Genomic DNA, 23,343 nt, shown 5'->3' on the forward strand with positions numbered 1-23,343 from the left:
GTATTTTAGGAGAAAGTGTATGAGTGCAAAGTATAAACAAATTGCAGATGTGTTAGAGCAAAACATTCGAGATGGGCTTTTTAATGAAACGAAAAAACTACCTACAGAAGAAGCGTTGATGAATCGATTTGAAGTAAGCCGTAATACGATACGTAAAGTAATTAGTCAGCTTGTGAATAGAGGTTATATTTTTCAAGTGCAAGGTAGTGGCATGTTTTTACGCGAAACTTCTGTAACAGATTACATTAATTTAGGAAGTTTACGTGGATTAACGAAAAATCTTGTTTCACAAAATATTGAAACGAAAGTGTTAGAGCTGGAAGTAATAGATGCGGACGAAGAGATAGCAAAGCGGATGCAATGCGAAGCTGGAACTAGGTTGTATTTTTTGAAGCGCTTAAGAATTGTAGATGCTAAACCATTCTCTATTGAAGTAAGTTATTTCAAAAAGGATATTATTCCATATTTGAACGAAGAAATAGCATTAAGCTCTGTATACAGTTATTTCATTGAAGATTTACGATTAAATATTGGTTTTGCTGATAAAGTTATTAGTTGTGAAAAAGTAAATAAAGAAAATGCACAGCTTTTAGAATTAAATGAAGGTGATCCGGCGCTTCTTATTGAAAATACAGTGTATCTTGTAAATGGAACAATTTTTGAGTTATCTCAGTCGATGTTTCATTATGAAAAGGCGAAACTTTTAAATCGAATTAATTTTAAATGAAAAATTATCGTATGAAAAAAGCAACTGGTCCTAAGTGATCAGTTGCTTTTTATTTTTTAAGTGGATGAGCAAAAAAACACGAAAGTGGTTGGTCCGCTTTTTGCAAACATCTATTATGATAAGAGAAGAAAGGTAGTATGTTATCAACGTTTTAAAGAGGAAGGTTTTTATGTAAGTTCTTTAATTAAAATAGATGGGTCTTAGAGAGGTGAAAAGACAATGAGTTTTGCAATTCCACTAGTCGTTATTATTGTAATTGTATCGCTATTTGGGACTGTACTAGTTGCAAGAAACGTGGAGGAGAATTACGGTAAGTCTACAAAAAGAAATGTGAAAAACTTATCTGCAATCTATATTCTTCTTCTTTTTGTTCTACTGGCCGGGGTAACATGGTACGCGGTAATGATTTAATAGTTTGTAAAAGAACTGAAATGAGAGTATGAAGTTGGAATTTCAGAAGCTATTGAGTAATCAGAAAGAGAACCATTTTGGATATATCCATTTACGGATAAGAAAATGTGACTAATTAATACTATTTTTACGGTGAATACTGTTAGTGAAAAATGAGGATAGTTCGTTTTGAAAGGAGGAAACTAGATGGAATGGAAACCAAATCGTGCAGATAAGACACCTGTATATAAACAAATTGCTGATTATATTGAAAGAGGCATTTCTTCAGGTGAATTTCCTTCTGATAGTAAGTTACCTTCTGAGCGTATATTGGCAAAGGAATTACAGGTGAACCGGAGTACAATAGTAGCTGCGTATGAAGAATTAAAATCACTTGGAGTAGTAGAACGGCAAAAGGGAAGCGGAACACGGGTTAATACAGACATATGGGGTGTCTCACATAAACGAATACCGAACTGGGGTAGGTACGTGGAGGATGGATCGTTCTTACCTAACGTACCACTCGTTCAACAAATTCGAACGGAAACACAAAAAGATGATTTAATTAATTTAGCGAGTGGTGAACTGTCACCAGAATTAATTCCGAGTGATAGATTTCGAACAATTTTGGCGGAGAAAACATTTATGGAAAATCTCGGCTATGACCATCCACTTGGAAATGAGATGTTGAGAAAAACAATTGCAGCACATGTTCAGCAATATAAACAAATTGAAGCAGATTCAAGCTCTATTCTTATTACGTCTGGAGCACAACAGGCGCTTAATCTTATCGTTCAATGTTTATTAAAACCTGGCGATGCGATTGCGATTGAAGATCCGTCATATTGTTTTTCGCTTCCAATGTTTAAATCGGCCGGTTTAAACATATTTCATTTACCTGTTGATGAGCATGGAATGAATCCAGATGACTTAATCGATTTGCACAAAAAGCATCGCATTCGTATGGTATTTTTGAATCCAGATTATCAAAATCCAACAGGTACTGTGCTTTCATTAGCGAGACGTAAAAAAATTTTAGAACTGTCTTCTGAGTTCGGTATACCAATTGTAGAAGATGATCCGTATAGTTTAATTTCTTTTAATGGAGAAGTGAACCCGACATTAAAATCAATGGACCAAAATGGAAATGTTCTTTATATAAGTTCATTATCAAAAATTGTTGCATCAGGATTACGTATTGGATGGATAATTGGTCCTACACGTGTAATTGAGCGTTTAGCAGATGCAAAGCAACAAGTTGATTTTGGCCATAGTGTATTTACGCAGTGGGTAGCAAATCAATTTTTAGAATCAAAGGATTTTCATACACATATTACGATACTTCGTGGACAATTGAAGCAAAGAAGAGATGAATTAATTGCAGAGCTTGAAGGAACATTGGGAGACCGAGTTGAATGTTTCGTGCCAGAGGGTGGAATACATGTATGGTGTAAAGTGAAAGGAAAGTTTGATGAATATCACTTATTAGGTGAATCTATACGGAATGGTGTCGCATTTGTTCCGGGCAGTGTTTTAGGTTCGAAAAATGAATATATACGATTTACGTTTGGTAGAGCGAATATAGAACAAATTCAACTTGGAATTAAACGGTTTGCCGACACGCTAAATGAAATTTCATAATATGGATGTGTGATAGTGAAATGAGGGAAAGAAATGAAGTACGTGATGCTTTTACTTCAAGTAGGCGTGCTATATATATTTAGCTTAGTGGGTACGTGGATTCAGGAAATATTCCATCTATCAATACCGGGAAGTTTAATAGGGATGTTAATGCTGTTCCTGCTCCTTTCCACTCGCATTTTACCGTTAAAATGGTTTGAGTTAGGTGCGGAAAAGTTAATCGTATTTTTACCGTTATTTTTAATCCCTTCGACAACAGGGCTGATGGAATACGGGTCTTTTCTTTTAAGTAAGGGGAGTATTATATTCCTTTTAGTAGTTGCAAGTACTGTAGTAACTTTGATTGTTTCAGGGTATATAAGTCAATTATTAATAACAACAAAAAAATAAAATCGACAAGGTGCACGATTCAAATGGTCTTAATTATTATTACTGTAGCAATTTATTTCTTGGCGACAAAGCTATATAAAAAATTTACGTTTGCATTTACGTTACCGGTGTTAACAGTTACGGCAATTATGATTTGTTTATTTTTCATTTTTGGTATTTCTCATCATGAGTATAGGGAAAATGGAGGAGACATTCTTTCAAGCTTATTGAGCCCTGCAATTGTAGCATTAGCCATACCTCTATTTAAAGAGCGAAAGATACTTATGAAAAATTTTTTATCGATACTTATTGGAGTAGTGATAGGTATAGTGGCTGTAACGAGTATGAATGTAGTGATTGGCGGAATTTTAAATATAGATAAGGAACTTATATTAACTACTTTACCACAGTTAGCAACGATGCCTATTGCCCTATCATTAGCGGATCAAATTGGTGGTATTCCATCTATGACTTCTAGTTTTGTAGTTGTTGCAGGAATAACAGGCGCTATTATCGGACCAACAGTACTTAAGTTTTTCAGTATAACAAGTACGATTGGAAAAGGAGTTGGAATGGGCTGTGCATCACATATTATCGGTGTGAGCCGTCTCGTGAAGGAAGGCGAGAAAGAGGCGACAATCGGTTCGGTAACGATGATTGTAACTGGAATACTCATTAGTATACTAATACCGTATGGAACGAAATTTATTTTTTAAATGTAATGGAGATGATAACAATGACAACATGGTTTATAGTTACATTATTTGTTTTTGGAGCTATTAAAGTATTAGTTTCTAGCATGCCCACTTCTGTTGTAGAATCAATTATTAGTAAATTTGAATTGCATCAAAAGCTTGAGGCGGAAAATACTTCTATATCGATAGATGGAAAAAATATAGAGGGAGAAATGAAACTACAAGTTATTCATGAATTTAATGAGGCTTTGTTTTTAGATAAACATTATTTCCCGCCGCACGGAGAAGGGACACCAATAGTCATTGATACGAAGAAAGGGAATAAAGAGATTAGGTTTTCTCTATATAGCTATGAGGAACATGTTGATGTCATTAAGCAATATAAGAAGAAAGTCGTTGCCTATCGTTTACGCTCTAAAAGCCTTCAAACACTGGCACCATTAGCAATAATGGAAGAGTATGCTTAAGAAGGGACCTATAATGGTCTCTTTATTTTTTTATCCAATTATATACGTTCCAAATAAAAGAATAAAAAATCATATAACCAAATAAAGAATATGTATGGTTCCAATTCGCACTATGTACAAATAAACCTAAACTTTCAGCAATCTGTTCAAAAAGGCTAGCGCAAATACCGATCGAAATAATAAATAGAATTCTAGAAACTTTAGATAATTTTTTTGAAATGTGTATAAAGATAACTGTTAAAATCGGCAGTACGAACAATGTAAAAGCTATATTAACTAAAAATGTGGATGAGAAGGGTCTAGCTGGAAAGGAATATATTTGTTTATGAACAAAAAAAGCATCTAAACAAGTTCCAATAATAGAAGAGAGAAAGATTGTAACTACTAATGCTAGAAACTCATTCTTCTTCTCGGAGGAGGACATTTTTCTTTGCGAGAATTGCGAGTTCAATTTTTTCGAGTGTTTTGCAGTAGTCTTCTGTAATTTGTCCATTTATATTTTCCTCCTTATCAACTAAGTAATTTACAACTTGCCAATCGGTAAACCAATCTTCACTGTCAACTTCTTCATGCTTCATATCTCGCCATGCATAGATGAGTGAAGGACTGTATATACGATAAGCGCCACTTCGCAACTGGCATTTCTTTATTCGGCGCTTATAAAACTCACGGGAAAAAGATTCATTTACACTTGAAAATAAATGGGGCCAGTAATCTTTCCTTGAGCCTGTATGCGGATGATGTTGGGCCCAGCTTATTATTTGAGATAAAACATGTGTATCTCGAAATAATAATGAATACAATCTTTTTCCAATTAATATTCGTTCATGTAAGGAAGTGAAATGTTTCATTGTATCACCAAATAGTAATACTTTTTGTTTTTTATCATTTTCGTAGAATGGGAAAAGGATATGATTAAACTGAAAGAAATCAAAGAGTTTAAATCCAATACTATTTAGTACAGTCTTTTTAAATTGTACATTTTGAATCACTCTTTTTTCTAAGTAGTTTTGTTCATTAACAATAGTTGCAATCGCTAATGTTTTTTTGTTGCCTGTTTTCCAAAAATCGTTCCACATCGTTTCCATAAATGTAGAAACATTTAGGTGAGGGAGAAGGTGAAATAACTTTTGTGATCTCTTTACACTTTGTTCGTAAAGTAAAAATTGAGGGTATACATCTTGGAAAATAAGCCAATTCCCTCTTTCTAAAAAAGAAAAAAATATGAATTGATCTTTCTCTGATAAAATTCTCGTATATAAATCGCCCTTTAAATCAGTCATATTCCAACCGCCGTTACGTGATACCATATGCCCAAGCAGTGCCCAATGTATTTCTGGATATTGAATGTAAAATTGGTAGTATGCGCGTGTTCTTGTAACATTATTTTTATTTAGCTGTTCTGTTTGTATTTTTATTTTGTTGATGATGAGTTGCTCTTCTTTCGTTAATTTATACATGGTATCAGAAGGAATAAGTTTGCTTTTTTGTTTCAATTCATTTTTTACATCGAATAGGGAGAGAGGCAGTGCTTTGGAAGGTCCGTTATATGTATGATATGAATTGTTTCGGTCCATTCCGTTACCTCCCTTTTTCATAAATTTAAACATGATTATTGGCTATGAATCATTCTATTTATTTTATTACGAGTATAAGAAATAAATGAGCGGTGTTTTTTACAAGGAATTTATTTATCATGCAAACAGTATAAAAAATCTTACTGTTGTGAGGTGAAATGAAAAACAGAAACTAAGTTTAATAGTTTCTGTTTTTTTATTTTGTCAATTAAATGTAACAAACGACGATTATGATTTGAATCAATTGAAAATAATTCAATAAATATTATTTAAATTGAGATGTTTCGTAGGAGGAAAAGGAATGTTAAATAAAATAATTTTAATTACTGGTGGTACAGGTTCGTGGGGGCATGAACTTATAAAACAACTATTAGAAAAATCACCGAAAGAAATTAGAGTTTTTTCAAGAAATGAAACGGTCCAGTTTGAAATGCAGCAACAGTTTATAAATGATGATAGGCTAAAATTTATTATTGGAGATATTCGTGATAAAGATCAACTAGTCTATGCATGCCAAGGTGTACATTATGTATTCCATCTTGCAGCTTTAAAACACGTTCCAGTATGTGAGTATTATCCTTATGAAGCTATAAAAACTAACATACATGGTACGCAAAATGTAATTGAAGCCTCTACAAAGACGCAAGTTGAAAAAGTTATATATGTTTCAACGGATAAAGCAGCTGATCCATCAAATACGTATGGGATGACAAAAGCAATTGGTGAAAAATTAATGGTTCATGCGAATATACAAACGAAGAAAACAAAATTCATTTGTGTTCGTGGTGGAAATGTTTTAGGAACGAGTGGAAGTGTAGTACCGCTTTTTAAACAACAAATTAAAAGATCTTCACAAGTAGGGATTACCGATGCGAATATGACTAGATTTTTCTTAACAGTTGAAGATGCTGTTGGATTGTTATTTAAAGCAGTATATCAAGGTAGAGGCGGGGAAATCTTTGTTATGAAAATGCCGGCATGTAAAATAACAGATTTAGCAGAAATATTAATTGAAGATTCAAAAAAAGAAAACATTAAGGTGAAAGAGGTAGGGATAAGACCGGGTGAAAAATTAAGTGAAATGCTTCTATCTGAGGTAGAGAGTAAAACAAGTATAAGCTTTGATCAAAATTATTTTGTGGTACTACCGACGATTCCTATCGAAGGACTTCAAGAATATTATTCTAGCTATCCGCTAGTGGATGTGAAGAGTTTTAGTTCTCAACAAGACTTGCTTGCAAAACATGAGGTGAAACAAATGCTATTAAAAGGAGGGTTTTTGCGATGAAAAAAAATGCGAGCCTTTTAATAACTGGTGCAAATGGTTTCACAGGACGCCATGCTTGCCAATATTTTTTAGAGCAGGGCTTTCATGTAATTCCTATGTTTCAAAATCGTGCACATAGAGAAAAAATTAGAAATGGTATTACTTGTAATTTAACTAATAAGAGCGAAGTAATGAAGGTAATGAAACAAATAAAGCCAGACTACGTATTGCATTTAGCAGGAAGGAATTCGGTTATAGAATCTTGGACAGCTGCTCTTGAGTATATAGAGATTAATGTAATAGGAACGTTATATTTATTAGAAGCAATTAAGCAAGAAGCCTCGCATTGTAGAACATTAGTTATAGGATCTGCTTTGCAAGCAGATAGTATGAACGAAATAAAAATTTCAAATCCATATAGTTTAAGTAAAACGATGCAAGTCATTATTGCAGAGGCTTGGGGAGGATTAATGGATTCAAATATTATCATTGCAAAGCCCTCAAACTTAATTGGTCCAGGGGAATCGAATGGCATTTGTTCGATTCTCGCAAAGAAAATGATAGATATAGAATCAGGTAGAAGTAAAGCCATTATTGAAGTAAACAGTTTGAAAGATAGTAGAGATTTTCTAGATGTACGTGATGCGATTAAAGCGTATCATGTGTTATTACGAGATGGAATAAATGGAAAACAATATAATATCGGATCAGGAGTAAAACGATCTTTATTAAATGTACTAGAACAATATAAAGAATTAACACAGCTAAATTTTTTTATAGAGGAAACAGAGAAAAATGGGAGCGACTCAAATGAGAGTTTAGCAATAGAGGAGATAAAAAGGTTAGGTTGGATCCCAGAAATTGAATTTCATCAATCATTAAAAGATGTACTTGAGTATGCGAAGTGTAGTGACATCTGCATGCAATGAAAAACAAAAAAGGGTGTAAGAAATATATGAATGATTATGAAATAATAGATAATCAAAATACGCTATTTCTTTCAATTGTTGATACGTTGGATTGGAGAGATGAAGAAGCGCATGTATTGCGTCTTTATGAGGCAATACATAAATATCAAGCGTATGTAGAAGAAAAAAGGGTTAATCAAATAAAGTCAGCATTAGAGACGGAAACTAGATATGTGATTCAAATCTTTGCTCAATACGAGTGTAGTGAGTATGGAAATGATTTTTATGAACTCATTAAAGATCTTTTACAAGATATAGAGGTGGAGTTAAAGATTTATATAAAAAATAATAAGTTTATTTACATTTAAAAGGTAAAGAGATAGCTAGATTTTTAATAATAAAGGTGGGTATAAGTTATGAGCAAAACGATTCTTTTTACTGGGGGCGGTACAGCCGGACACGTTATGATTAATATTGTATTAATTCCTAAATTTATAGAGAAAGGCTGGAGAGTCGAGTATATTGGATCAAAAAATGGAATTGAAAAATCATTAGTGCAAAATGTTAAATACAATAGTGTTTCAACGGGCAAGCTTAGGAGATATTGGGATTGGGAAAATTTTAAAGATCCTTTTAAAATTATACGAGGTTGTTTACAAAGTTATAAATTAATTAAGAAAACAAAGCCTGACGTTATCTTTTCAGCAGGAGGATTTGTTTCAGTTCCTGTAGCTATAGGAGCATGGTTAAATCGTGTGCCTATAATTATACGTGAACCAGATAGCACATTAGGACTTGCCAATAAAATAGCATTACCTTTTGCTACAAAGCTATGCACAACATTTCCTCAGACAGGAGAAAATGTAAGTAATGAGAAGAAGGTTTATGTAGGACCAATTGTAAGGGAAGAAATTGAGAAGGGTAACGTATTACGAGGAAGAAGATATTGTGAATTTCAGCAAGATAAACCAGTATTATTAATTATGGGTGGGAGTCAAGGTGCTAAGTGGATAAATGATATGGTAAGGGAATGTTTAGATACAATACTATTAAATTTTAATATTATTCATATATGTGGTAAAGGAAAGGTAGACCCATCTATTGGCATGGAGGGGTATATGCAATTTGAATATATAGGCGACGAGTTGCCGCATATACTAAATATGGCAAGTGTTGTAGTTTCTAGAGCGGGTTCTACTGCTATTTCTGAATTGTTATTTTTGAAGAAACCGATGTTGCTTATCCCGTTAACTAACAGTTCCAGTAGGGGAGATCAAGTTTTAAATGCTGAATATTTTTCACGGCAAGGATATGCGGAAGTTATACTCCAAGACAGAGTAAGTACGAATACATTTATACATGCAGTAAATAAGTTGTATATAAATAAGGAGAAATATATTCAAAACATGAATGGGTATAAGAAAACAAATGATGAGGGGATTCATCAATTAATAGATATAATAAATGGAGTGGTGAATTAATAGAAATATAAATAGTAAAAAGGAAAGAAGGTATCTTCTTTCCTTTTTACTATATTTGTTCAAATTCATTATTATTTATTCTAATTAGTTATGTACTATGGGTGAATGCCGTTTTCTAATAGCTCAGTAAATGCATGAATATGAATAGGTTTACTGTAATAATAACCTTGAATAAACTGACATTTATTTTTTTGAAGGAAATTTACGTGCTCTTTTGTTTCTACACCTTCAGCAATGACAGACATTCCTAATGTATTTGCTAATGTGATGATCGTTTTAATAATTTCCATTCCATCATCACATGTTTCAGACATTGTAATAAATTCTCTCGGGATTTTTAACGTATCAATTGGATATAAAGGTAAGTAGGCTAGCGAAGAATAACCTGTACCAAAGTCGTCGATTGAAATGTGAATCCCTAAACTTTTTAGTGTACGCAGTTTTATCAATGTTTCTCGCTCATCCATCATTGCAATTCGCTCTGTTAATTCAAGATCAAGAGAGCTTGCTGGTAAACCTGTATTTGTTAAAGTAGAAGAAATAGATTTTACAAAATCCTCTTGTTCAAATTCTTTAGCAGATAAATTTACACCTATTTTTAAATGTGAATATCCGAGTGCGTGCCAACGTTTCATTTGCTTACAAGCCTGCTCTAATGTCCATTTTCCTATTGAAATAATTTGTAGTGTTTCTTCTGCAATCGGAATAAACTCGTATGGAGAAATAATACCTAATTCAGGATGATTCCACCTAATTAAAGCTTCTGCACCGATAATTTTATTAGATTCACTATCAACTTGAGGTTGATACAAAAGGAACAATTCTTCATTTTGTAGTGCGTTTGGTAAATCTTTTTCTAATCGTAATCGTCTTTCAATTTTTTTAGCGATTACATCGTCATAAATAGAGACAGAATTAAGCTCTTTTGCTTTTGCATCATACATTGCAACATTAGCGTTTTTCAAAAGTGTAGCGGTATCGATTCCGGAATGTGGATAAATAGCGATACCGATACTCAGTGATAAAGTTAATTTATGCTCATGTATGATAAATGATTTTTTCATGCATTCAAATAATTGGTTACATAATTGGAATAAGTAATCTTCGTCAGTATAGTTTTCAATTATGATTGTAAATTCATCGCCACCGATTCTTGAAAGATGAGTATGTGATGGAAGACATGATTGGAATCGCTTTGCTACTTCTTCTAATATGTAATCTCCTGACGAATGTCCAAGTGTATCGTTAATTGCTTTAAAGCGATCTAAATCTAAATATAATAATGCAAACTCGCTTTCTGTTATTTTAGCATTTTTTATAACTCTCTTTAATTTCTTATGGAAAAAGGCACGGTTCCCAATTTTCGTTACAGTGTCATGGAATGCTAAATATTTTATTTCTTCTTGCTGTTTTTTTAGTGCAGTAATATCTTTCACCATAATATAGCTTCCTGAAATTTGTCCGTCTATTATAATAGGAATGATTGTAACGTATAAAAAATAAGTAAAGCCATCTTTATATTGAGAACTAAGTTGTAAGAATGCCGATTCTTGTTGTTTCACTTTTTCTAATGCCAATGCTAGCTTATGCTTATCTTCATCTAAAATGATCGAAAAACAAGTTTCGCCTAGTAACTCATCCGTTGGTGCCCCAAGTAGTACACTCCCAGCCTTATTTACATTTAAGAATGTTCCATTTAAATCAATGGTGAAAATAGGGTCAGGATGATATTCATATAATGATTTAAACTTTTGTTGTTTTTGAGAAAGAGCCTCTGATTTATGAACTAAATCAGACGTCCGTACAGTAACTTTTTCTTCTAGTTGGGCATTAAATGCCTGTAAACGTTTTGTTAAGGAATTGTTTTGCATACGTACGATAGAATGACGAATGAGTACGAAAATAAAAGTAATACAATTCCCTGTAATGAGAGTTGAAGATGATGTTTGTTCTTTTAATGTAAACCCGATTAGTATTGCAACAGCAAGATAGGGAAATACAACTAAAGCTTTTTTTCCTATTATAGGGTTTACAATGAAATAATTTTTATGGCTATTATGATCTTCTGAAATAGAGCCAGCTATTGCAATAAGTAATATAGGTATTCTATATAAAAGACGTAATAATGTTATTGTTTCTGTTGATAAGTGGTTATTTAAGTAAAAATAAATATAGTTAAAAGTTGCAGAACTTATTAATACAAAAATAAATATATAAATTTTCCGTTTGGAATTAAAAATTGTTGGACGGAAAAAGAGACTAACACCTAGCAGTAGAAATAATAAATCTGCAATTGGATATAAAAATGAAAGGAAAACATCTCCTAGTGAAAGAGCGAATATATTTAAATTTGGTTGATTAAATAAATACCATTCTAATGTAAATATGGAAGTAAGCACTATGCATATATCACAAATAAAGAACGCTTTTTCCCATTTATTGCATTCCTTTAAGATTTTATAGGAGAAAGCGATAAGACAGAAAAGTAGAAAAACCATGTAAAATACATCAGAAATAGTAAAACGATGTATTGGAATTTCGAAGAAGCTATCTTGATATGTATATACTATTTTCCCTAATAAAAAACTACCAATTGCTATTGTAATACATATCCAAAACGGATTTGAACTGACTTTTTTAGAATATATAGAGTAAATCAGTGATACAAATGTAATGGCTTCAACGACAAGTGAAGCGAAGCGTACATCTGAATTTGAAAAATGAGTAGGGAACAGATAGAAAAACATAAAATAGATTGAATAGCATATTAATGTTCCGATTAATATACATAATTGTAAATTTTTATTTAATTTCAATGAAATCACCTTCTTTAATTATGCACTATGTTCGTTATATCTATACATAATAATATTATTTAAGAATTGTATCAGATTTCCTTATAAAAATCATGTTTATAAGGAAAGTGTTAAAGAGTATAAGTATTCTCAAAGTTGAAAAAATATTGCGGTGGATAGTATAGACGGTATCAAGACTTTAAATAGAAATTGTATATTTAGTCATCCTTTGAATTGTAAAGTTTTTTTAGTGATTTGTAAGTGGAGATGCAAAATTGCATATAAAATGATGGGGATTTTTATTTTTAGTCTGAAAATTAATATTTGTAGAAATGTTAGGAAAAGATATAAAATAAGAACGTGTATTCTTACAGAGTGGAATAGTATTGCCACTAAATAGGGAGGTTTTTTTATGATATATCGAATTAAAGATGCAGAAATATACTATGAAATTGTGGGGGAGGGTAAACCGGTCATTATCATACATGGCTGCGCTCCTGACCATAGGTTAATGATGAAATGTATGGAATCAGTATTTCAGAAATATGAAGGTTATAAGCGAATATATATTGATTTACCTGGAATGGGAAAATCGAATGCTCCAAATTGGATAAATAGTTCAGATCGTATAGTAGATGTGCTTATCACATTTATTGAGGAAATCATTTGTACTGAAAAATTTTTATTGGTAGGAGAATCATATGGAGGCTATTTAGCCAAAGGTATACTTGCAAAGATGTTTGAGAGAGTTAGCGGATTACTATTAGTATGTCCTGTTGTTGTAGCGGAGCCAGAAAAAAGGATTCTTCCAGATAAACAGATAATTGTACAAGATGAGGAATTTTTAAATACGCTCACTTCCACAGAAAGAGAGGAGTTTTGTGAGTTAGCTGTAATAGCAAATGAATATACATATACGCGATTTAAAGAAGAAATTAAGCCTGGGTTAGATGTTGCTAATTATGAATTTATTGAAAGGTTGCAAAAGAATTACTCTCTTACTATGGATTTTCAGCATGAAAAATATGAAAATCCCGTTCTTTTACTGACTGGAAGACAAGATATATCAGTAGGTTATCAAAATATTATAGAAATTATTGAAGAATATCCAAGGGCAACATTAGCAGTGTTAGATATGGCAGGGCATAATTTACAAATTGAGCAGCCTGAATTATTTGAGAGTTTAGTAGGAGAATGGATTAGACGAACAAATCAGCACAGTTTATAAAGTATTTTAGTATTACCCCTAAGTGTTGAAATGGGATAAATGAACGTGATTTATTAACTTATCTCGCTATTTGCCGGGCAGCCCGATTAGTGAGGGTTGATTAAAGTTTCACTTTATAAAAAATTTTAAGGAGAAATTATGAGCACATATATTTATATGGTTAGACATGGTGAATCACCAAAACTAGAAGGAAATGAAAGAATGCGTGGATTAACTGAGAGGGGACATATGGATGCCCGTGGAGTAACTGACATATTAAAAGCGGAGAGGATTGATACTTTTATTTCCAGTCCTTATAATCGGGCTATGCTAACGATAGAGGAGTCAGCTAATTTCCATGAAAAAGAAATAGTAGTATATGAAAATCTTAAAGAGTGTATGTTTTCAAGTGAGGATCAGGTTATATCAGACAAGGAGGTGTATCCACTTGTACAGAAGATGTTCTCTAATCCGGACTTTGCACGAACGGAAGGAGAGTCATATGCAGATTGCCAGAGAAGAGTAGTGAAAGTATTAAAAGAAATCTTAATGGATTTTCGAGGATGCAAAATTGTAATTGGTACACATGGGCTTGTTATGACATTAATGATGAACTATTTTGATAAACAATATGGTTTTGAATTTTTAATGAATACGTCAAAACCGGATATATATAAGATGGAGTTTAAAGAAGAACAATTAATGAATGTAAAGAGATTATGGAAAGCGGAATAAAATTAGTTGCATGGATTTTGTTGTAAAAGTTACTTTTATAGCAAAGTCTTTTTTTGAATAGAAAGCATCTTTATCAACTATTTTTAGAATGTTAAATCAATAAGTAATTATTCAGTATTTGAATAAATTATTGGGAAATTGGTTTAGGGAAACAATTTTAAATGTGTCAAAACTCCAAACGTTGGATTTATATTCAATAGGAGAAAAAGATGTAGAATTTTGTCTTACAGTCCCCGTTTACTTTTCATTTCATTACATATAGGCTTTGTGGTGTAAGGGAGGACATTACCTTTACGCAAAATCTATAAGGAGGTCATTGTAATGAAACAGATTAAAAAGTTTGCGGGAGTTGCTTTAGCGGGGACGATTGGATTAAGTGGACTACTGTTTTTAGAACCAAGTGTAAGCGTTGCGGAAGCACAGCAAGTGAAAGTAGAAAATTTCAATACAATTGATGTAACGATGAATCTAAATGAATTGTATGTATTAAGTGGCAGAAGCATTGATATTCTTTCTGGAGATAAAGAAGCAATTCAGTTAAATAAATACACAATTAGTTTTAATAAACCTGGGAAGTATGTGATTAAAGTAAATGGCTGTATTTATGATGATGTATATACTTTTATTGTAAATGAGTAGTATATATTCTTAAATTGCGAGATAAAAACAGAAACACCCTATTTGCGATGAGAGTCGTAAATAGGGTGGATTTATTTGTATTAAGCTGTACTTTAAATATGTTCGCTAATTTTCTTTTTGCCATGTAAAGTATGTAAAAGTGTTTGAAACATCTTAAATGATTGCTGAAAGATTGGACTTTGAATAAAGGTGTACAGAAAAGTTACGATGAAAACAGGACCTCCTAGCATAAATCCAATAACTAGTACAATACATTCTACTATGATTCTAGCACGGCTAATAGAAAGTCCTGTTTTGTCTGAAATAGTAAGCATGAATCCATCACGGGGTCCAGCGCCAATCCCAGCCGCAACGTACATACCTCCCCCGATACCTGTAATGGCAATACCAGAAAATAAAATGAGTAAGTTTATCCATAAATAATTACTAGCGTCTGGAAGCATGTTTGATTGTAAGAAAAAGTCCATAATGGGACCGATAAGTAGTGCATTCAAAAATGTCCCCACATTTATATATTTTCGATCTACTAGTAAAGATATTAGAACGAGACATAACCCACATATGACACTCCACGTACCGATGGTCCATCCAAACTTTTGGTAGAGAGCCATATTTAAAACTTCCCAAGGGTGCAAGCCGAGAAATTTAACTTTGACTGCAAGAGCGTTTCCAAGGCCAAAGAAAATTAATCCTAAGAAAAAAAGAAAATAGCGAAAGAGAGTTAGCCTCATCTTTACAACCTCCCATATTTTATAATTATGTATGTTACCTGTTACAGTTTTAATGTACAAATATTATGTCTTTTTATCATTCGTTTAAAAGTGTTAACTATGTAAATGAAATATACATCTTCACAGTCAAAAAAGTTAAAATATTTCGTTTTAAGGATTATAATGGAGGGAGAAACATAAAAGGGAGTGAATGAACTTGAAACAAGAACTTATTGAAAGATTTACGAGATATGTAAAAATTGATACGCAATCAAATGAAGAAAGTCATACAGTACCAACAACACCAGGACAAATTGAGTTTGGTAAGTTATTAGTGGAAGAGCTAAAAGAAATTGGTTTAACAGAAGTAACGATGGATGATAATGGCTATGTAATGGCAACACTTCCAGCTAATACGGACAAGGATGTTCCTGTAATCGGATTTTTAGCTCATTTAGATACGGCAACAGACTTTACGGGGAAAAACGTCAAACCACAAATTCATGAAAATTTTGATGGTAATGCAATTACGTTAAATGAAGAGCTAAATGTTGTGTTAACACCAGAGCAGTTCCCAGAATTACCATCATATAAAGGACATACGATTATTACAACTGATGGTACAACACTGCTAGGAGCAGATGATAAAGCTGGTCTTACCGAAATTATGGTTGCAATGAACCATTTAATACATAATCCGCAAATTAAGCACGGGAAAATAAGAGTAGCATTTACACCGGATGAAGAAATTGGTCGTGGGCCAGCGCATTTTGATGTAGAAGCGTTTGGTGCATCATTCGCTTATACGATGGATGGAGGTCCATTAGGTGGTTTAGAGTATGAAAGTTTTAATGCTGCAGGTGCTAAGTTAACGTTTAACGGAACGAATACACATCCTGGAACAGCGAAAAATAAAATGCGCAATGCAACTAAACTGGCTATGGAGTTTAACGGGCATTTACCAGTAGAAGAGGCACCAGAGTATACTGAAGGATACGAAGGGTTCTATCATTTACTCTCTTTAAATGGTGATGTTGAGCAAAGTAAAGCGTATTATATTGTTCGAGACTTTGATCGTGAAAATTTTGAAACACGTAAAAATACCATTGAAAATATTGTGAAACAAATGCAAGAGAAGTATGGGAAAGATGCAGTCGTTTTAGAAATGAATGATCAATACTATAACATGCTTGAAAAAATTGAACCGGTAAGAGAAATTGTTGATATTGTATATGAAGCAATGAAAAGTTTAGACATTGAACCAAATATTCATCCGATTCGCGGAGGCACAGATGGATCACAATTATCATATATGGGATTACCGACGCCGAATATTTTCACTGGTGGTGAAAACTATCACGGTAAATTTGAGTATGTTTCGGTAGATACTATGGAAAAAGCCGTTCAAGTTATTGTGGAAATTGCAAGACGTTTTGAGGAGCAAGCTTAAAAAAGAACCAAGTAGTACGAATGTGCTACTTGGTTCTTTTAATATAGTACTCGCCACAAATAAAAAGTCGCATAAGACTCCCAATTAGCCCAGTTTGCCGCGAAATCTTTTATTTCATTTTTTGTCGGTTTATTTTCGGAACCTGTTATAAATTTAATTGCATTATGCAGACCAACATCATCAATTGGAAAAGCCGAAGGAAATCTTAAACAACGCATTAAAACATAGTTGGCAGTCCATGGTCCTATACCATGGATAGCAGTTAATTGTTTCTCAGCAACCTTTACATCTTGTGTTTGCAGTAAATCCTCTTTTGATAATTTTCTCTCTGTAATAAGCTTCGCAATACCGATTAAATATTCACATTTTCTAGTCGTCATTTTTAATTGTTGAAGATTTTCTACATGTAGATTTGCAATTGTTTCAGGTGATGGGAATATCCAATGTTTTCTACCGTCCCATTCTACATAACTTCCAAATTGCTCAACTAATCTCCTTTTTAGCGTATAAGCATATGTTAGGTTAATTTGTTGACCGATAATTCCCCAGGAAAGTGCCTCAAATAAGTCTGGAATGCCTAAAGTACGAAGGCCATAATATTGTTCAATTGGTCCTTGAAGGAGTAAATCATGTTTAGCTAATGTATAAAATGGGGCTAAATCAGTAGTTAAATCAAACCATTCTTTTACATAGTTAACTACAGCTTCACGTATCGATTTTTCAGATGTATATGGTTCTTCTAAACAACGTATTTGAATATTTCCATCTGTATTCACACTAATTTCAACTAAAGGATTTACATCTTGAACAGGGATAACTTTATAAATTTTGTTATCTTCAATATGGAACATACATTCATTGTTAGAACGTGATAGATAACGTAAATTTTCTTGGAAACAAAATTCTTTTGGAACTGCTATAGATAATGCGCTATTATATTCTGTTGTCATATGAATTCCACCTGCAACTTTTCTAATGTAAGCAATTTTTTCTTCATTTCTAATCCGCCCCTAAATCCGGTTAGTTTCCCATTCTTCCCAATAACGCGGTGACAAGGAATGGTAATAAGAAGAGGATTAGCAGCAATAGCAGAAGCAACGGCGCGCACAGCTTTAGGTTTTTGAATTCTTTCAGCAATTTCTGTATAAGAATATGTCTTTCCATAAGGAATTTCACGTACCGTATTCCAAACAGATAATTGAAAATTAGTTCCATAAGCATCGATAGGAAATGTGAAAGTTTCTCGCTTGTTTTCTAAATACTCGATAACTTCTTGCGTATATATTTGCAAGTAATCTGGACTATGGGTCAATATATGTTGGGGCAGTTTTTTTCTAGCCCATATATTTAATTCTTCAAAGTTTTCGTCTTGTGATCCAATGAAACATAGTCCATTTTCAGTTGCAGCAATATGAAATCGCCAATTTTTATGTGTAAGTAGCGTCCAATATATATAATTATTTTTGTAGGAATTCATTATCGTATCCCTCTTTCATTTCGTTCTTTTTTCGATATTCAGTAGGAGTAAATCCGGTTTTCTTTTTAAATAAAGTAGCGAAATACTCTGGGTTTTCTATCCCGACAGCAGTACTAATTTCTTTAATAGATTGATTTGTTTGTAAAAGGTATTCGGTTGCTTTAAGAACCCTGAATTGTTGTATATATTCTATAGGAGTTAACCCTATTATTCTTTTGAAAGTACGTTGTAAATGAAAAGGGCTACCGTGACACATTTCCGCAAGCATGTCGAGAGTTAAGGATTCGTCATAATGCTTTTCGATATAGTCTTTAATTTGTTCTACCCACTCTTCATTAGGTAAAGTGATCCCATTTGGCTTACAACGTTTGCACGGGCGAAAGTTCTCACTTAATGCTTGCTCTGCATGATGAAAAATTCGTACATTGTTTCTATTCGGTATTCTTGATTTGCATGATGGTCTGCAAAAGATTCCAGTTGATTTCACAGCATAAAAGAATTTGCTATCATAGGAAGAATCATTATGAATAATTGCTTGCCAATACTCATTTGTTAATGTAACTCCTTCATTGTGCATAGAACATCACCTCTGAAATTAGTATAACCTGAATAAAGTGCGTATGTATGTATTCATAAATGTAAGAGCAAGATTACAAAGGTGAAAATATGATTGTTTTCTATTTTGTGATAGCATGAAATTTGGAAATAAACATCAAGAGGAGGACTATAAATGAAGTTAATTTCATGGAATGTAAATGGTTTGCGAGCTGTTATCGCAAAAGGTGGATTTTTGGAATATCTTGAGGAATCAAGTGCTGACATATTTTGTCTACAAGAGATTAAATTACAAGAAGGGCAAATTGATTTAAATTTAGAGGGATATTATACATACTGGAATTATGCTGTGAAAAAAGGATATTCAGGAACTGCTATTTTTTCGAAAAAAGAACCGCTTTCAGTTACATATGGTTTAGGCATTGAAGAGCATGATCAAGAAGGGCGACTTATTACTTTAGAATTCGAAGATTTTTACATGATAACGTTATATACACCAAATTCAAAACGTGGATTAGAACGATTAGATTACAGAATGAAATGGGAAGATGATTTCAGGTCCTATATCAAACGATTAGATGAGAAGAAACCAGTTATTTTTTGTGGAGACTTAAATGTTGCTCATAAAGAAATCGATTTGAAAAATCCGAAAAGTAATCGTAAAAATCCTGGATTCTCTGATGAGGAACGAGAGAAATTTTCATGTATTTTAGAAGAAGGATTTATTGATACATATCGTTACCTTTATCCTAATCAAGAAGGTGCATACTCGTGGTGGTCGTATCGTATGGGCGCGAGAGCGAAAAATATCGGATGGCGTTTAGATTATTTTGTTGTTTCGGAAAGAATGAAAGACCAAATAACAGAAGCGAAAATTAATAGTGAAGTAATGGGGTCAGACCATTGTCCAGTTGAATTACATATAAATTTCTAAAAAAAGAAGTATCTCCCTAATATTAGGGAGATACTTCTTTTTTTAATTCAGTTTGTTAAAATTTTTCAAATCATTCTTGAAATAATTTCATATTAAATATATACTTAGTAACGATAATCATTATCAGTGAAAATGATTATCAAGTGATGAAGGTGTAAAAGAATTATAGTCTAGGGGAAGTGAACGGGAATGAGTTCTGGATAAAATTATTAATCTAATGAAATATATATATGGGACAAGGTTCATATAGTTAAATTTTATTGAGAATATAGTTTGAAAATTCGAGAGGAGACATATAAAGATGAACAAGAAATTATTTACTTTAGGGATGGTTACAGTTTTAAGTGTAGGTTTAGCGGCATGTAATAGTGCGGATAAAACTTCAGGCGAGCAAAAACAACAGACAAAAGCTACGGAAACGAAAAAAGATGAAAAACGAAAAATCACATATTTAGGTAAAGAGTATACAGTGCCAGCAAAAGTAGATAAAATTGCGACAGCTAGTTTAGAGTCAATGGAAGATGCGGCAGTACTTGGAATTAAACCAGTTGGTGCCATTACTGTAGGTGGTAAATTACCAAAATATCTTGAAAAAGAGTTAGAAGGTGCGAAATCTGTTGGTGAGAAAATGCAACCCAATTTCGAAACATTACTACAATTAAAACCAGATGTTATTACATCGAGTACGAAATTCCCAGCAGAAACAGCTGAAAAGTTTACGAAAGTAGCTCCTACATTCCCGGTATCACACGTTTCAACAAATTGGGAAGATAACTTAAAGTTAATGGGAGAATTAACTGGTAAAAAAGATAAAGCAGAAAAAATTATTAAGGATTACAATTCGGACGCTGAAAAAGCAAAAGCAAAACTAGGAGATAAGTTAAAAGATAAAAAAGTACTTGTCATAAGACTAAGAGCAAACGAATTATTCCTATATCCAGAAGGAGTATACTTCAACCCTGTAATTTATAAAGATCTTGGACTAACTGCTCCAGAACAATTGAAAACTGTAAAAGCACAAGAGAAAATTTCATTTGAAAAACTTGCTGAACTTAACCCAGATTATATTTTCTTACAATATGAGGCAAGTGAAAATAAAAACCCGAAAGTGTTAGAAGAAATTGAAAGTAATCCAATTTGGCAAAGTATGAATGCTGCGAAGGAAAAGAAAGTATTTGTAAATGTTGTAGATCCAATGGCACAAGGTGGTACAGCTTGGAGTAAAACAGCATTCTTAAAAGAAGCCGTGAAAAATTTATCTAAATAATACAATAAGTAAGGTGCGTTGAATGATATGCAGAAAACAAATGCAGTACCAGTAACTATATTATGTATAGCACCCATACTCATCTTATTTACAGTTATACTTTCGATTTTGTATGGGGCAAAAAGTATTGACGCTGAAACAGTGTGGAACGCATTATTTCATTTTGATTCAAGCGATGTAAATCATAATATTATTATTACTTCACGTTTACCAAGGGTAGTTGCAGCTCTTTTAGTCGGAGCATTTCTAGCCATATCAGGAGCACTTATGCAGGGGATGACAAGAAACTATCTTGCATCCCCTTCTATTATGGGTGTGACGGATGGCGCTGCCTTTGTTATTACACTTAGCATGATTTTTCTTCCGGGAATGTCATCAATTGGTATGGTTTTATGTTCAATGATTGGTTCTGCACTAGGAGCCGGTATCGTGTTTGGTTTTGGTTCGCTCCTTCAAAATGGCTTATCACCAGTTAGGTTAGCGATTATAGGAACAGTTATTGGAACATTTTTAAGTAGTGCATCGGCTGCAATGGCTTCGTATTTCCAAATTTCTCAAAATGTTAGTTTTTGGTTTAATGCAAAGTTAGATCAAGTAGATCCTAATATCATTAAAATCACGATACCGTTTGGGATAATTGGAATAATTTTAGCACTGTTAATATCAAAATCTATTACCATTCTTTCATTAGGCGAAGAGGTTTCTATTAATTTAGGGCAACGTACAAAACTAGTTAAAGCGATGGCAATTTTATCGGTAATTTTCTTAACAGGAACAGCAGTTGCTTTAGTGGGGAAAGTTGGTTTTGTAGGTTTAATTATTCCGCACATTACGCGCTTTATAATTGGGGTAGATTATAAGTGGATTTTGCCATGTGCAGGTGTTATTGGTGGCGTTTTCTTAGCGTTATGTGACGTTTTGAGTAGATTTGTAAACTATCCATTTGAAACACCTATTGGAGTCGTTACCTCTTTAATTGGAATTCCTTTCTTCCTTTATTTAATCCGTACTAGAGGAGGAGAGAGACATGCCTAAAAGTTCAAGTCAACGTTTCGGAATGACGATGGGGATTATTATATTTTTAATACTATGTGCTATTTATATTAGTTTAACAAATGGTACGTTCGATATTACGATTACAGATGTATTTAAAACACTGTTTAGAATTGATCCAGTACCAGAACATGATTTAGTTATTTTTGAGTTTCGCCTTCCGCGCATCGTAATTGCTGGATTAGTAGGATTAGGCCTTGGTGTTGCGGGTGCCGTTATTCAAGGGATTACGAGAAATGGGTTGGCGGACCCAGGTATTTTAGGCGTAAATGCCGGAGCAGGAACAGCGATTGTCATTTTTATGTTTTTCTTTCAAGGGCAATTAAAAAGCACAGACTGGGTTTCTATTATGATGATGCCAATGTTTGGTTTAGTAGGCGGATTAGGTGCAGCTATCATCATTTATCTGTTTTCTTGGAAAAACGGTAAATTAGATTCGCAGCGACTTTTATTAACAGGGATTGCAATTGGATCAGGATTTGGAGCCTTTTCTATGTACTTATCACTCAAAATGAAGTCAACTGATTTTGAAATGGCTGCAGTGTGGGTGTCTGGAAGCATATATAGTGCAAACTGGAAGTATATTGTGGCTATGTTACCATGGCTTATTATCTTAATTCCGCTTATACAAAAGAAAGCTTATTTATTAGATTTATTTCAATTGGAAGAAACGAGTATTACAAGTTTAGGTGTTTCAGTAGAAAGAGAGAAATCGATTTTACTATTAAGTAGTATCGGGCTTGTGAGCGCATGTGTTGCTGTTTCAGGGAGTATCGGTTTTATTGGCTTAATGGCACCGCATATAGCGAAAAGGCTTGTCGGTATTCAACATAAGTATATAATTCCTACGTGCGGCGTAATCGGAATGTTTCTTGTAATTGCTTCAGACTTTATTGCGAAAACAGTTTTTACACCTGTAGAGCTACCAGTTGGAATCGTTATTTCTATTGTCGGTGTACCGTATTTCTTATATTTACTTTATAAGGCGAAAGCGTAAGA

General features: G+C 33.2%; 25 protein-coding genes. 18 read left to right on the forward strand and 7 right to left on the reverse strand.

The features are described 5' to 3' along the window. Window positions 1-19: 19 nt before the first annotated feature. The 6 genes from ACO6VI_RS04380 to ACO6VI_RS04405 all read left to right on the forward strand — a co-directional run bounded on the left by ACO6VI_RS04380 (window position 20) and on the right by ACO6VI_RS04405 (window position 4,289). Window positions 20-727 carry a GntR family transcriptional regulator gene (locus ACO6VI_RS04380; RefSeq protein WP_001274912.1) on the forward strand — a complete coding sequence of 236 codons (708 nt, stop codon included), beginning with the start codon at window positions 20-22 and terminating at the stop codon, window positions 725-727. A gap of 219 nt (window positions 728-946) precedes the next feature. Then, window positions 947-1,138 (forward strand): hypothetical protein, encoded by a 192-nt coding sequence (locus tag ACO6VI_RS04385; protein ID WP_063548423.1) that lies wholly within the window; start codon window positions 947-949, stop codon window positions 1,136-1,138. A 186-nt stretch (window positions 1,139-1,324) separates the two neighbouring features. Then, window positions 1,325-2,758 carry a PLP-dependent aminotransferase family protein gene (locus ACO6VI_RS04390; protein ID WP_000454956.1) on the forward strand — a complete coding sequence of 478 codons (1,434 nt, stop codon included), beginning with the start codon at window positions 1,325-1,327 and terminating at the stop codon, window positions 2,756-2,758. 33 nt (window positions 2,759-2,791) lie between these two features. Beyond that, entirely contained in the window at window positions 2,792-3,148 is a 357-nt protein-coding gene (locus ACO6VI_RS04395; protein WP_000878380.1) for a CidA/LrgA family holin-like protein, read from the forward strand. 23 nt (window positions 3,149-3,171) lie between these two features. Continuing rightward, window positions 3,172-3,843, forward strand: coding sequence for an LrgB family protein (locus ACO6VI_RS04400; RefSeq protein WP_000242939.1), 672 nt, complete (start codon window positions 3,172-3,174; stop codon window positions 3,841-3,843). A 20-nt stretch (window positions 3,844-3,863) separates the two neighbouring features. Then, a complete protein-coding gene (locus ACO6VI_RS04405) occupies window positions 3,864-4,289 on the forward strand; it encodes a YfmQ family protein (protein ID WP_000214633.1) in 426 nt (141 codons plus the stop codon). Between the two features lie 22 nt (window positions 4,290-4,311). On the opposite strand, the gene ACO6VI_RS04410 is transcribed toward ACO6VI_RS04405, so the two are convergent. Beyond that, on the reverse strand, window positions 4,312-4,713 hold the full coding sequence (locus tag ACO6VI_RS04410) for a CBO0543 family protein (RefSeq protein ID WP_015406501.1): 402 nt from the start codon (window positions 4,711-4,713) through the stop codon (window positions 4,312-4,314). Beyond that, on the reverse strand, window positions 4,688-5,866 hold the full coding sequence (locus ACO6VI_RS04415) for a DUF2515 domain-containing protein (RefSeq protein WP_000375774.1): 1,179 nt from the start codon (window positions 5,864-5,866) through the stop codon (window positions 4,688-4,690). The genes ACO6VI_RS04410 and ACO6VI_RS04415 overlap by 26 nt, the downstream gene beginning before the upstream one ends. A gap of 301 nt (window positions 5,867-6,167) precedes the next feature. Here ACO6VI_RS04415 and ACO6VI_RS04420 point away from each other — a divergent pair, with 301 nt between their 5' ends. Genes ACO6VI_RS04420 through ACO6VI_RS04435 form a run of 4 tightly spaced genes read left to right on the forward strand, consistent with a single transcriptional unit; the run spans window position 6,168 to window position 9,522 of the window. After that, a complete protein-coding gene (locus ACO6VI_RS04420; protein ID WP_000932607.1) occupies window positions 6,168-7,154 on the forward strand; it encodes a UDP-N-acetylglucosamine 4,6-dehydratase family protein in 987 nt (328 codons plus the stop codon). Then, complete coding sequence (locus tag ACO6VI_RS04425; RefSeq protein WP_000739091.1) at window positions 7,151-8,062, forward strand: NAD-dependent epimerase/dehydratase family protein; 912 nt, start codon at window positions 7,151-7,153, stop codon at window positions 8,060-8,062. The genes ACO6VI_RS04420 and ACO6VI_RS04425 overlap by 4 nt, the downstream gene beginning before the upstream one ends. After that, window positions 8,059-8,409 carry a DUF6572 domain-containing protein gene (locus ACO6VI_RS04430; RefSeq protein WP_002094117.1) on the forward strand — a complete coding sequence of 117 codons (351 nt, stop codon included), beginning with the start codon at window positions 8,059-8,061 and terminating at the stop codon, window positions 8,407-8,409. Before ACO6VI_RS04425 ends, ACO6VI_RS04430 begins: the two co-directional genes overlap by 4 nt. A gap of 48 nt (window positions 8,410-8,457) precedes the next feature. Further along, window positions 8,458-9,522 carry an undecaprenyldiphospho-muramoylpentapeptide beta-N-acetylglucosaminyltransferase gene (locus ACO6VI_RS04435; RefSeq protein ID WP_000047555.1) on the forward strand — a complete coding sequence of 355 codons (1,065 nt, stop codon included), beginning with the start codon at window positions 8,458-8,460 and terminating at the stop codon, window positions 9,520-9,522. A 95-nt stretch (window positions 9,523-9,617) separates the two neighbouring features. On the opposite strand, the gene ACO6VI_RS04440 is transcribed toward ACO6VI_RS04435, so the two are convergent. Beyond that, window positions 9,618-12,338: a sensor domain-containing protein gene (locus tag ACO6VI_RS04440; RefSeq protein WP_063548421.1), complete on the reverse strand. Its 2,721-nt coding sequence runs from the start codon at window positions 12,336-12,338 to the stop codon at window positions 9,618-9,620. Between the two features lie 391 nt (window positions 12,339-12,729). Here ACO6VI_RS04440 and ACO6VI_RS04445 point away from each other — a divergent pair, with 391 nt between their 5' ends. The 3 genes from ACO6VI_RS04445 to ACO6VI_RS04455 all read left to right on the forward strand — a co-directional run bounded on the left by ACO6VI_RS04445 (window position 12,730) and on the right by ACO6VI_RS04455 (window position 14,898). Further along, a complete protein-coding gene (locus ACO6VI_RS04445; RefSeq protein WP_063548419.1) occupies window positions 12,730-13,545 on the forward strand; it encodes an alpha/beta fold hydrolase in 816 nt (271 codons plus the stop codon). Window positions 13,546-13,683: 138 nt separating this feature from the next. Continuing rightward, window positions 13,684-14,259, forward strand: a complete 576-nt coding sequence (locus ACO6VI_RS04450) for a histidine phosphatase family protein (RefSeq protein WP_053563780.1) — start codon at window positions 13,684-13,686, stop codon at window positions 14,257-14,259. Window positions 14,260-14,580: 321 nt separating this feature from the next. Beyond that, window positions 14,581-14,898, forward strand: a complete 318-nt coding sequence (locus tag ACO6VI_RS04455) for a hypothetical protein (RefSeq protein ID WP_000809495.1) — start codon at window positions 14,581-14,583, stop codon at window positions 14,896-14,898. A 92-nt stretch (window positions 14,899-14,990) separates the two neighbouring features. Here the strand turns inward: ACO6VI_RS04455 and ACO6VI_RS04460 are convergent, their stop codons facing one another. Further along, window positions 14,991-15,629 carry a YczE/YyaS/YitT family protein gene (locus ACO6VI_RS04460; RefSeq protein WP_001241256.1) on the reverse strand — a complete coding sequence of 213 codons (639 nt, stop codon included), beginning with the start codon at window positions 15,627-15,629 and terminating at the stop codon, window positions 14,991-14,993. 196 nt (window positions 15,630-15,825) lie between these two features. Here ACO6VI_RS04460 and pepT point away from each other — a divergent pair, with 196 nt between their 5' ends. Continuing rightward, window positions 15,826-17,058, forward strand: coding sequence for a peptidase T (gene pepT / locus ACO6VI_RS04465; RefSeq protein ID WP_063548417.1), 1,233 nt, complete (start codon window positions 15,826-15,828; stop codon window positions 17,056-17,058). Between the two features lie 38 nt (window positions 17,059-17,096). Here the strand turns inward: pepT and ACO6VI_RS04470 are convergent, their stop codons facing one another. From ACO6VI_RS04470 to ACO6VI_RS04480, 3 genes are read right to left on the reverse strand one after another with little or no spacing between them, the layout of a single operon-like run. After that, entirely contained in the window at window positions 17,097-18,008 is a 912-nt protein-coding gene (locus ACO6VI_RS04470) for a DNA glycosylase (protein ID WP_023522808.1), read from the reverse strand. Beyond that, the gene (locus tag ACO6VI_RS04475; protein WP_001089840.1) at window positions 18,005-18,535 is read right to left on the reverse strand and encodes a methylated-DNA--[protein]-cysteine S-methyltransferase; all 531 of its coding nucleotides are present in this window, start codon (window positions 18,533-18,535) and stop codon (window positions 18,005-18,007) included. Before ACO6VI_RS04475 ends, ACO6VI_RS04470 begins: the two co-directional genes overlap by 4 nt. Further along, entirely contained in the window at window positions 18,516-19,112 is a 597-nt protein-coding gene (locus ACO6VI_RS04480; RefSeq protein ID WP_016123262.1) for a bifunctional transcriptional activator/DNA repair enzyme AdaA, read from the reverse strand. Before ACO6VI_RS04480 ends, ACO6VI_RS04475 begins: the two co-directional genes overlap by 20 nt. A 153-nt stretch (window positions 19,113-19,265) precedes the next feature. Here ACO6VI_RS04480 and ACO6VI_RS04485 point away from each other — a divergent pair, with 153 nt between their 5' ends. The 4 genes from ACO6VI_RS04485 to ACO6VI_RS04500 all read left to right on the forward strand — a co-directional run bounded on the left by ACO6VI_RS04485 (window position 19,266) and on the right by ACO6VI_RS04500 (window position 23,341). Continuing rightward, window positions 19,266-20,024: an exodeoxyribonuclease III gene (locus ACO6VI_RS04485; protein ID WP_000767621.1), complete on the forward strand. Its 759-nt coding sequence runs from the start codon at window positions 19,266-19,268 to the stop codon at window positions 20,022-20,024. A 301-nt stretch (window positions 20,025-20,325) separates the two neighbouring features. Continuing rightward, window positions 20,326-21,291 carry an iron-hydroxamate ABC transporter substrate-binding protein gene (locus ACO6VI_RS04490; RefSeq protein ID WP_001035506.1) on the forward strand — a complete coding sequence of 322 codons (966 nt, stop codon included), beginning with the start codon at window positions 20,326-20,328 and terminating at the stop codon, window positions 21,289-21,291. Between the two features lie 27 nt (window positions 21,292-21,318). Next, a complete protein-coding gene (locus ACO6VI_RS04495; protein ID WP_023522807.1) occupies window positions 21,319-22,326 on the forward strand; it encodes a FecCD family ABC transporter permease in 1,008 nt (335 codons plus the stop codon). After that, entirely contained in the window at window positions 22,319-23,341 is a 1,023-nt protein-coding gene (locus ACO6VI_RS04500; RefSeq protein WP_023522806.1) for a FecCD family ABC transporter permease, read from the forward strand. Before ACO6VI_RS04495 ends, ACO6VI_RS04500 begins: the two co-directional genes overlap by 8 nt. The last annotated feature ends 2 nt before the right edge of the window (window positions 23,342-23,343 follow it).

Source organism: Bacillus sp. PSXD-155, assembly GCF_049310765.1.
GTDB classification, from domain to species: domain Bacteria; phylum Bacillota; class Bacilli; order Bacillales; family Bacillaceae_G; genus Bacillus_A; species Bacillus_A cereus.

Excerpts from the sequence above, each read along its gene's own strand:
- ACO6VI_RS04380 (WP_001274912.1), top strand. The coding sequence starts at position 20 with ATGAGTGCAAAGTATAAACAAATTGCAGATGTGTTAGAGCAAAACATT.
- ACO6VI_RS04385 (WP_063548423.1), top strand. The coding sequence starts at position 947 with ATGAGTTTTGCAATTCCACTAGTCGTTATTATTGTAATTGTATCGCTA.
- ACO6VI_RS04390 (WP_000454956.1), top strand. The coding sequence starts at position 1,325 with ATGGAATGGAAACCAAATCGTGCAGATAAGACACCTGTATATAAACAA.
- ACO6VI_RS04395 (WP_000878380.1), top strand. The coding sequence starts at position 2,792 with ATGAAGTACGTGATGCTTTTACTTCAAGTAGGCGTGCTATATATATTT.
- ACO6VI_RS04400 (WP_000242939.1), top strand. The coding sequence starts at position 3,172 with ATGGTCTTAATTATTATTACTGTAGCAATTTATTTCTTGGCGACAAAG.
- ACO6VI_RS04405 (WP_000214633.1), top strand. The coding sequence starts at position 3,864 with ATGACAACATGGTTTATAGTTACATTATTTGTTTTTGGAGCTATTAAA.
- ACO6VI_RS04410 (WP_015406501.1), bottom strand. The coding sequence starts at position 4,713 with ATGTCCTCCTCCGAGAAGAAGAATGAGTTTCTAGCATTAGTAGTTACA.
- ACO6VI_RS04415 (WP_000375774.1), bottom strand. The coding sequence starts at position 5,866 with ATGGACCGAAACAATTCATATCATACATATAACGGACCTTCCAAAGCA.
- ACO6VI_RS04420 (WP_000932607.1), top strand. The coding sequence starts at position 6,168 with ATGTTAAATAAAATAATTTTAATTACTGGTGGTACAGGTTCGTGGGGG.
- ACO6VI_RS04425 (WP_000739091.1), top strand. The coding sequence starts at position 7,151 with ATGAAAAAAAATGCGAGCCTTTTAATAACTGGTGCAAATGGTTTCACA.
- ACO6VI_RS04430 (WP_002094117.1), top strand. The coding sequence starts at position 8,059 with ATGAAAAACAAAAAAGGGTGTAAGAAATATATGAATGATTATGAAATA.
- ACO6VI_RS04435 (WP_000047555.1), top strand. The coding sequence starts at position 8,458 with ATGAGCAAAACGATTCTTTTTACTGGGGGCGGTACAGCCGGACACGTT.
- ACO6VI_RS04445 (WP_063548419.1), top strand. The coding sequence starts at position 12,730 with ATGATATATCGAATTAAAGATGCAGAAATATACTATGAAATTGTGGGG.
- ACO6VI_RS04450 (WP_053563780.1), top strand. The coding sequence starts at position 13,684 with ATGAGCACATATATTTATATGGTTAGACATGGTGAATCACCAAAACTA.
- ACO6VI_RS04455 (WP_000809495.1), top strand. The coding sequence starts at position 14,581 with ATGAAACAGATTAAAAAGTTTGCGGGAGTTGCTTTAGCGGGGACGATT.
- ACO6VI_RS04460 (WP_001241256.1), bottom strand. The coding sequence starts at position 15,629 with ATGAGGCTAACTCTCTTTCGCTATTTTCTTTTTTTCTTAGGATTAATT.
- ACO6VI_RS04470 (WP_023522808.1), bottom strand. The coding sequence starts at position 18,008 with ATGACAACAGAATATAATAGCGCATTATCTATAGCAGTTCCAAAAGAA.
- ACO6VI_RS04475 (WP_001089840.1), bottom strand. The coding sequence starts at position 18,535 with ATGAATTCCTACAAAAATAATTATATATATTGGACGCTACTTACACAT.
- ACO6VI_RS04480 (WP_016123262.1), bottom strand. The coding sequence starts at position 19,112 with ATGCACAATGAAGGAGTTACATTAACAAATGAGTATTGGCAAGCAATT.
- ACO6VI_RS04485 (WP_000767621.1), top strand. The coding sequence starts at position 19,266 with ATGAAGTTAATTTCATGGAATGTAAATGGTTTGCGAGCTGTTATCGCA.
- ACO6VI_RS04490 (WP_001035506.1), top strand. The coding sequence starts at position 20,326 with ATGAACAAGAAATTATTTACTTTAGGGATGGTTACAGTTTTAAGTGTA.
- ACO6VI_RS04495 (WP_023522807.1), top strand. The coding sequence starts at position 21,319 with ATGCAGAAAACAAATGCAGTACCAGTAACTATATTATGTATAGCACCC.
- ACO6VI_RS04500 (WP_023522806.1), top strand. The coding sequence starts at position 22,319 with ATGCCTAAAAGTTCAAGTCAACGTTTCGGAATGACGATGGGGATTATT.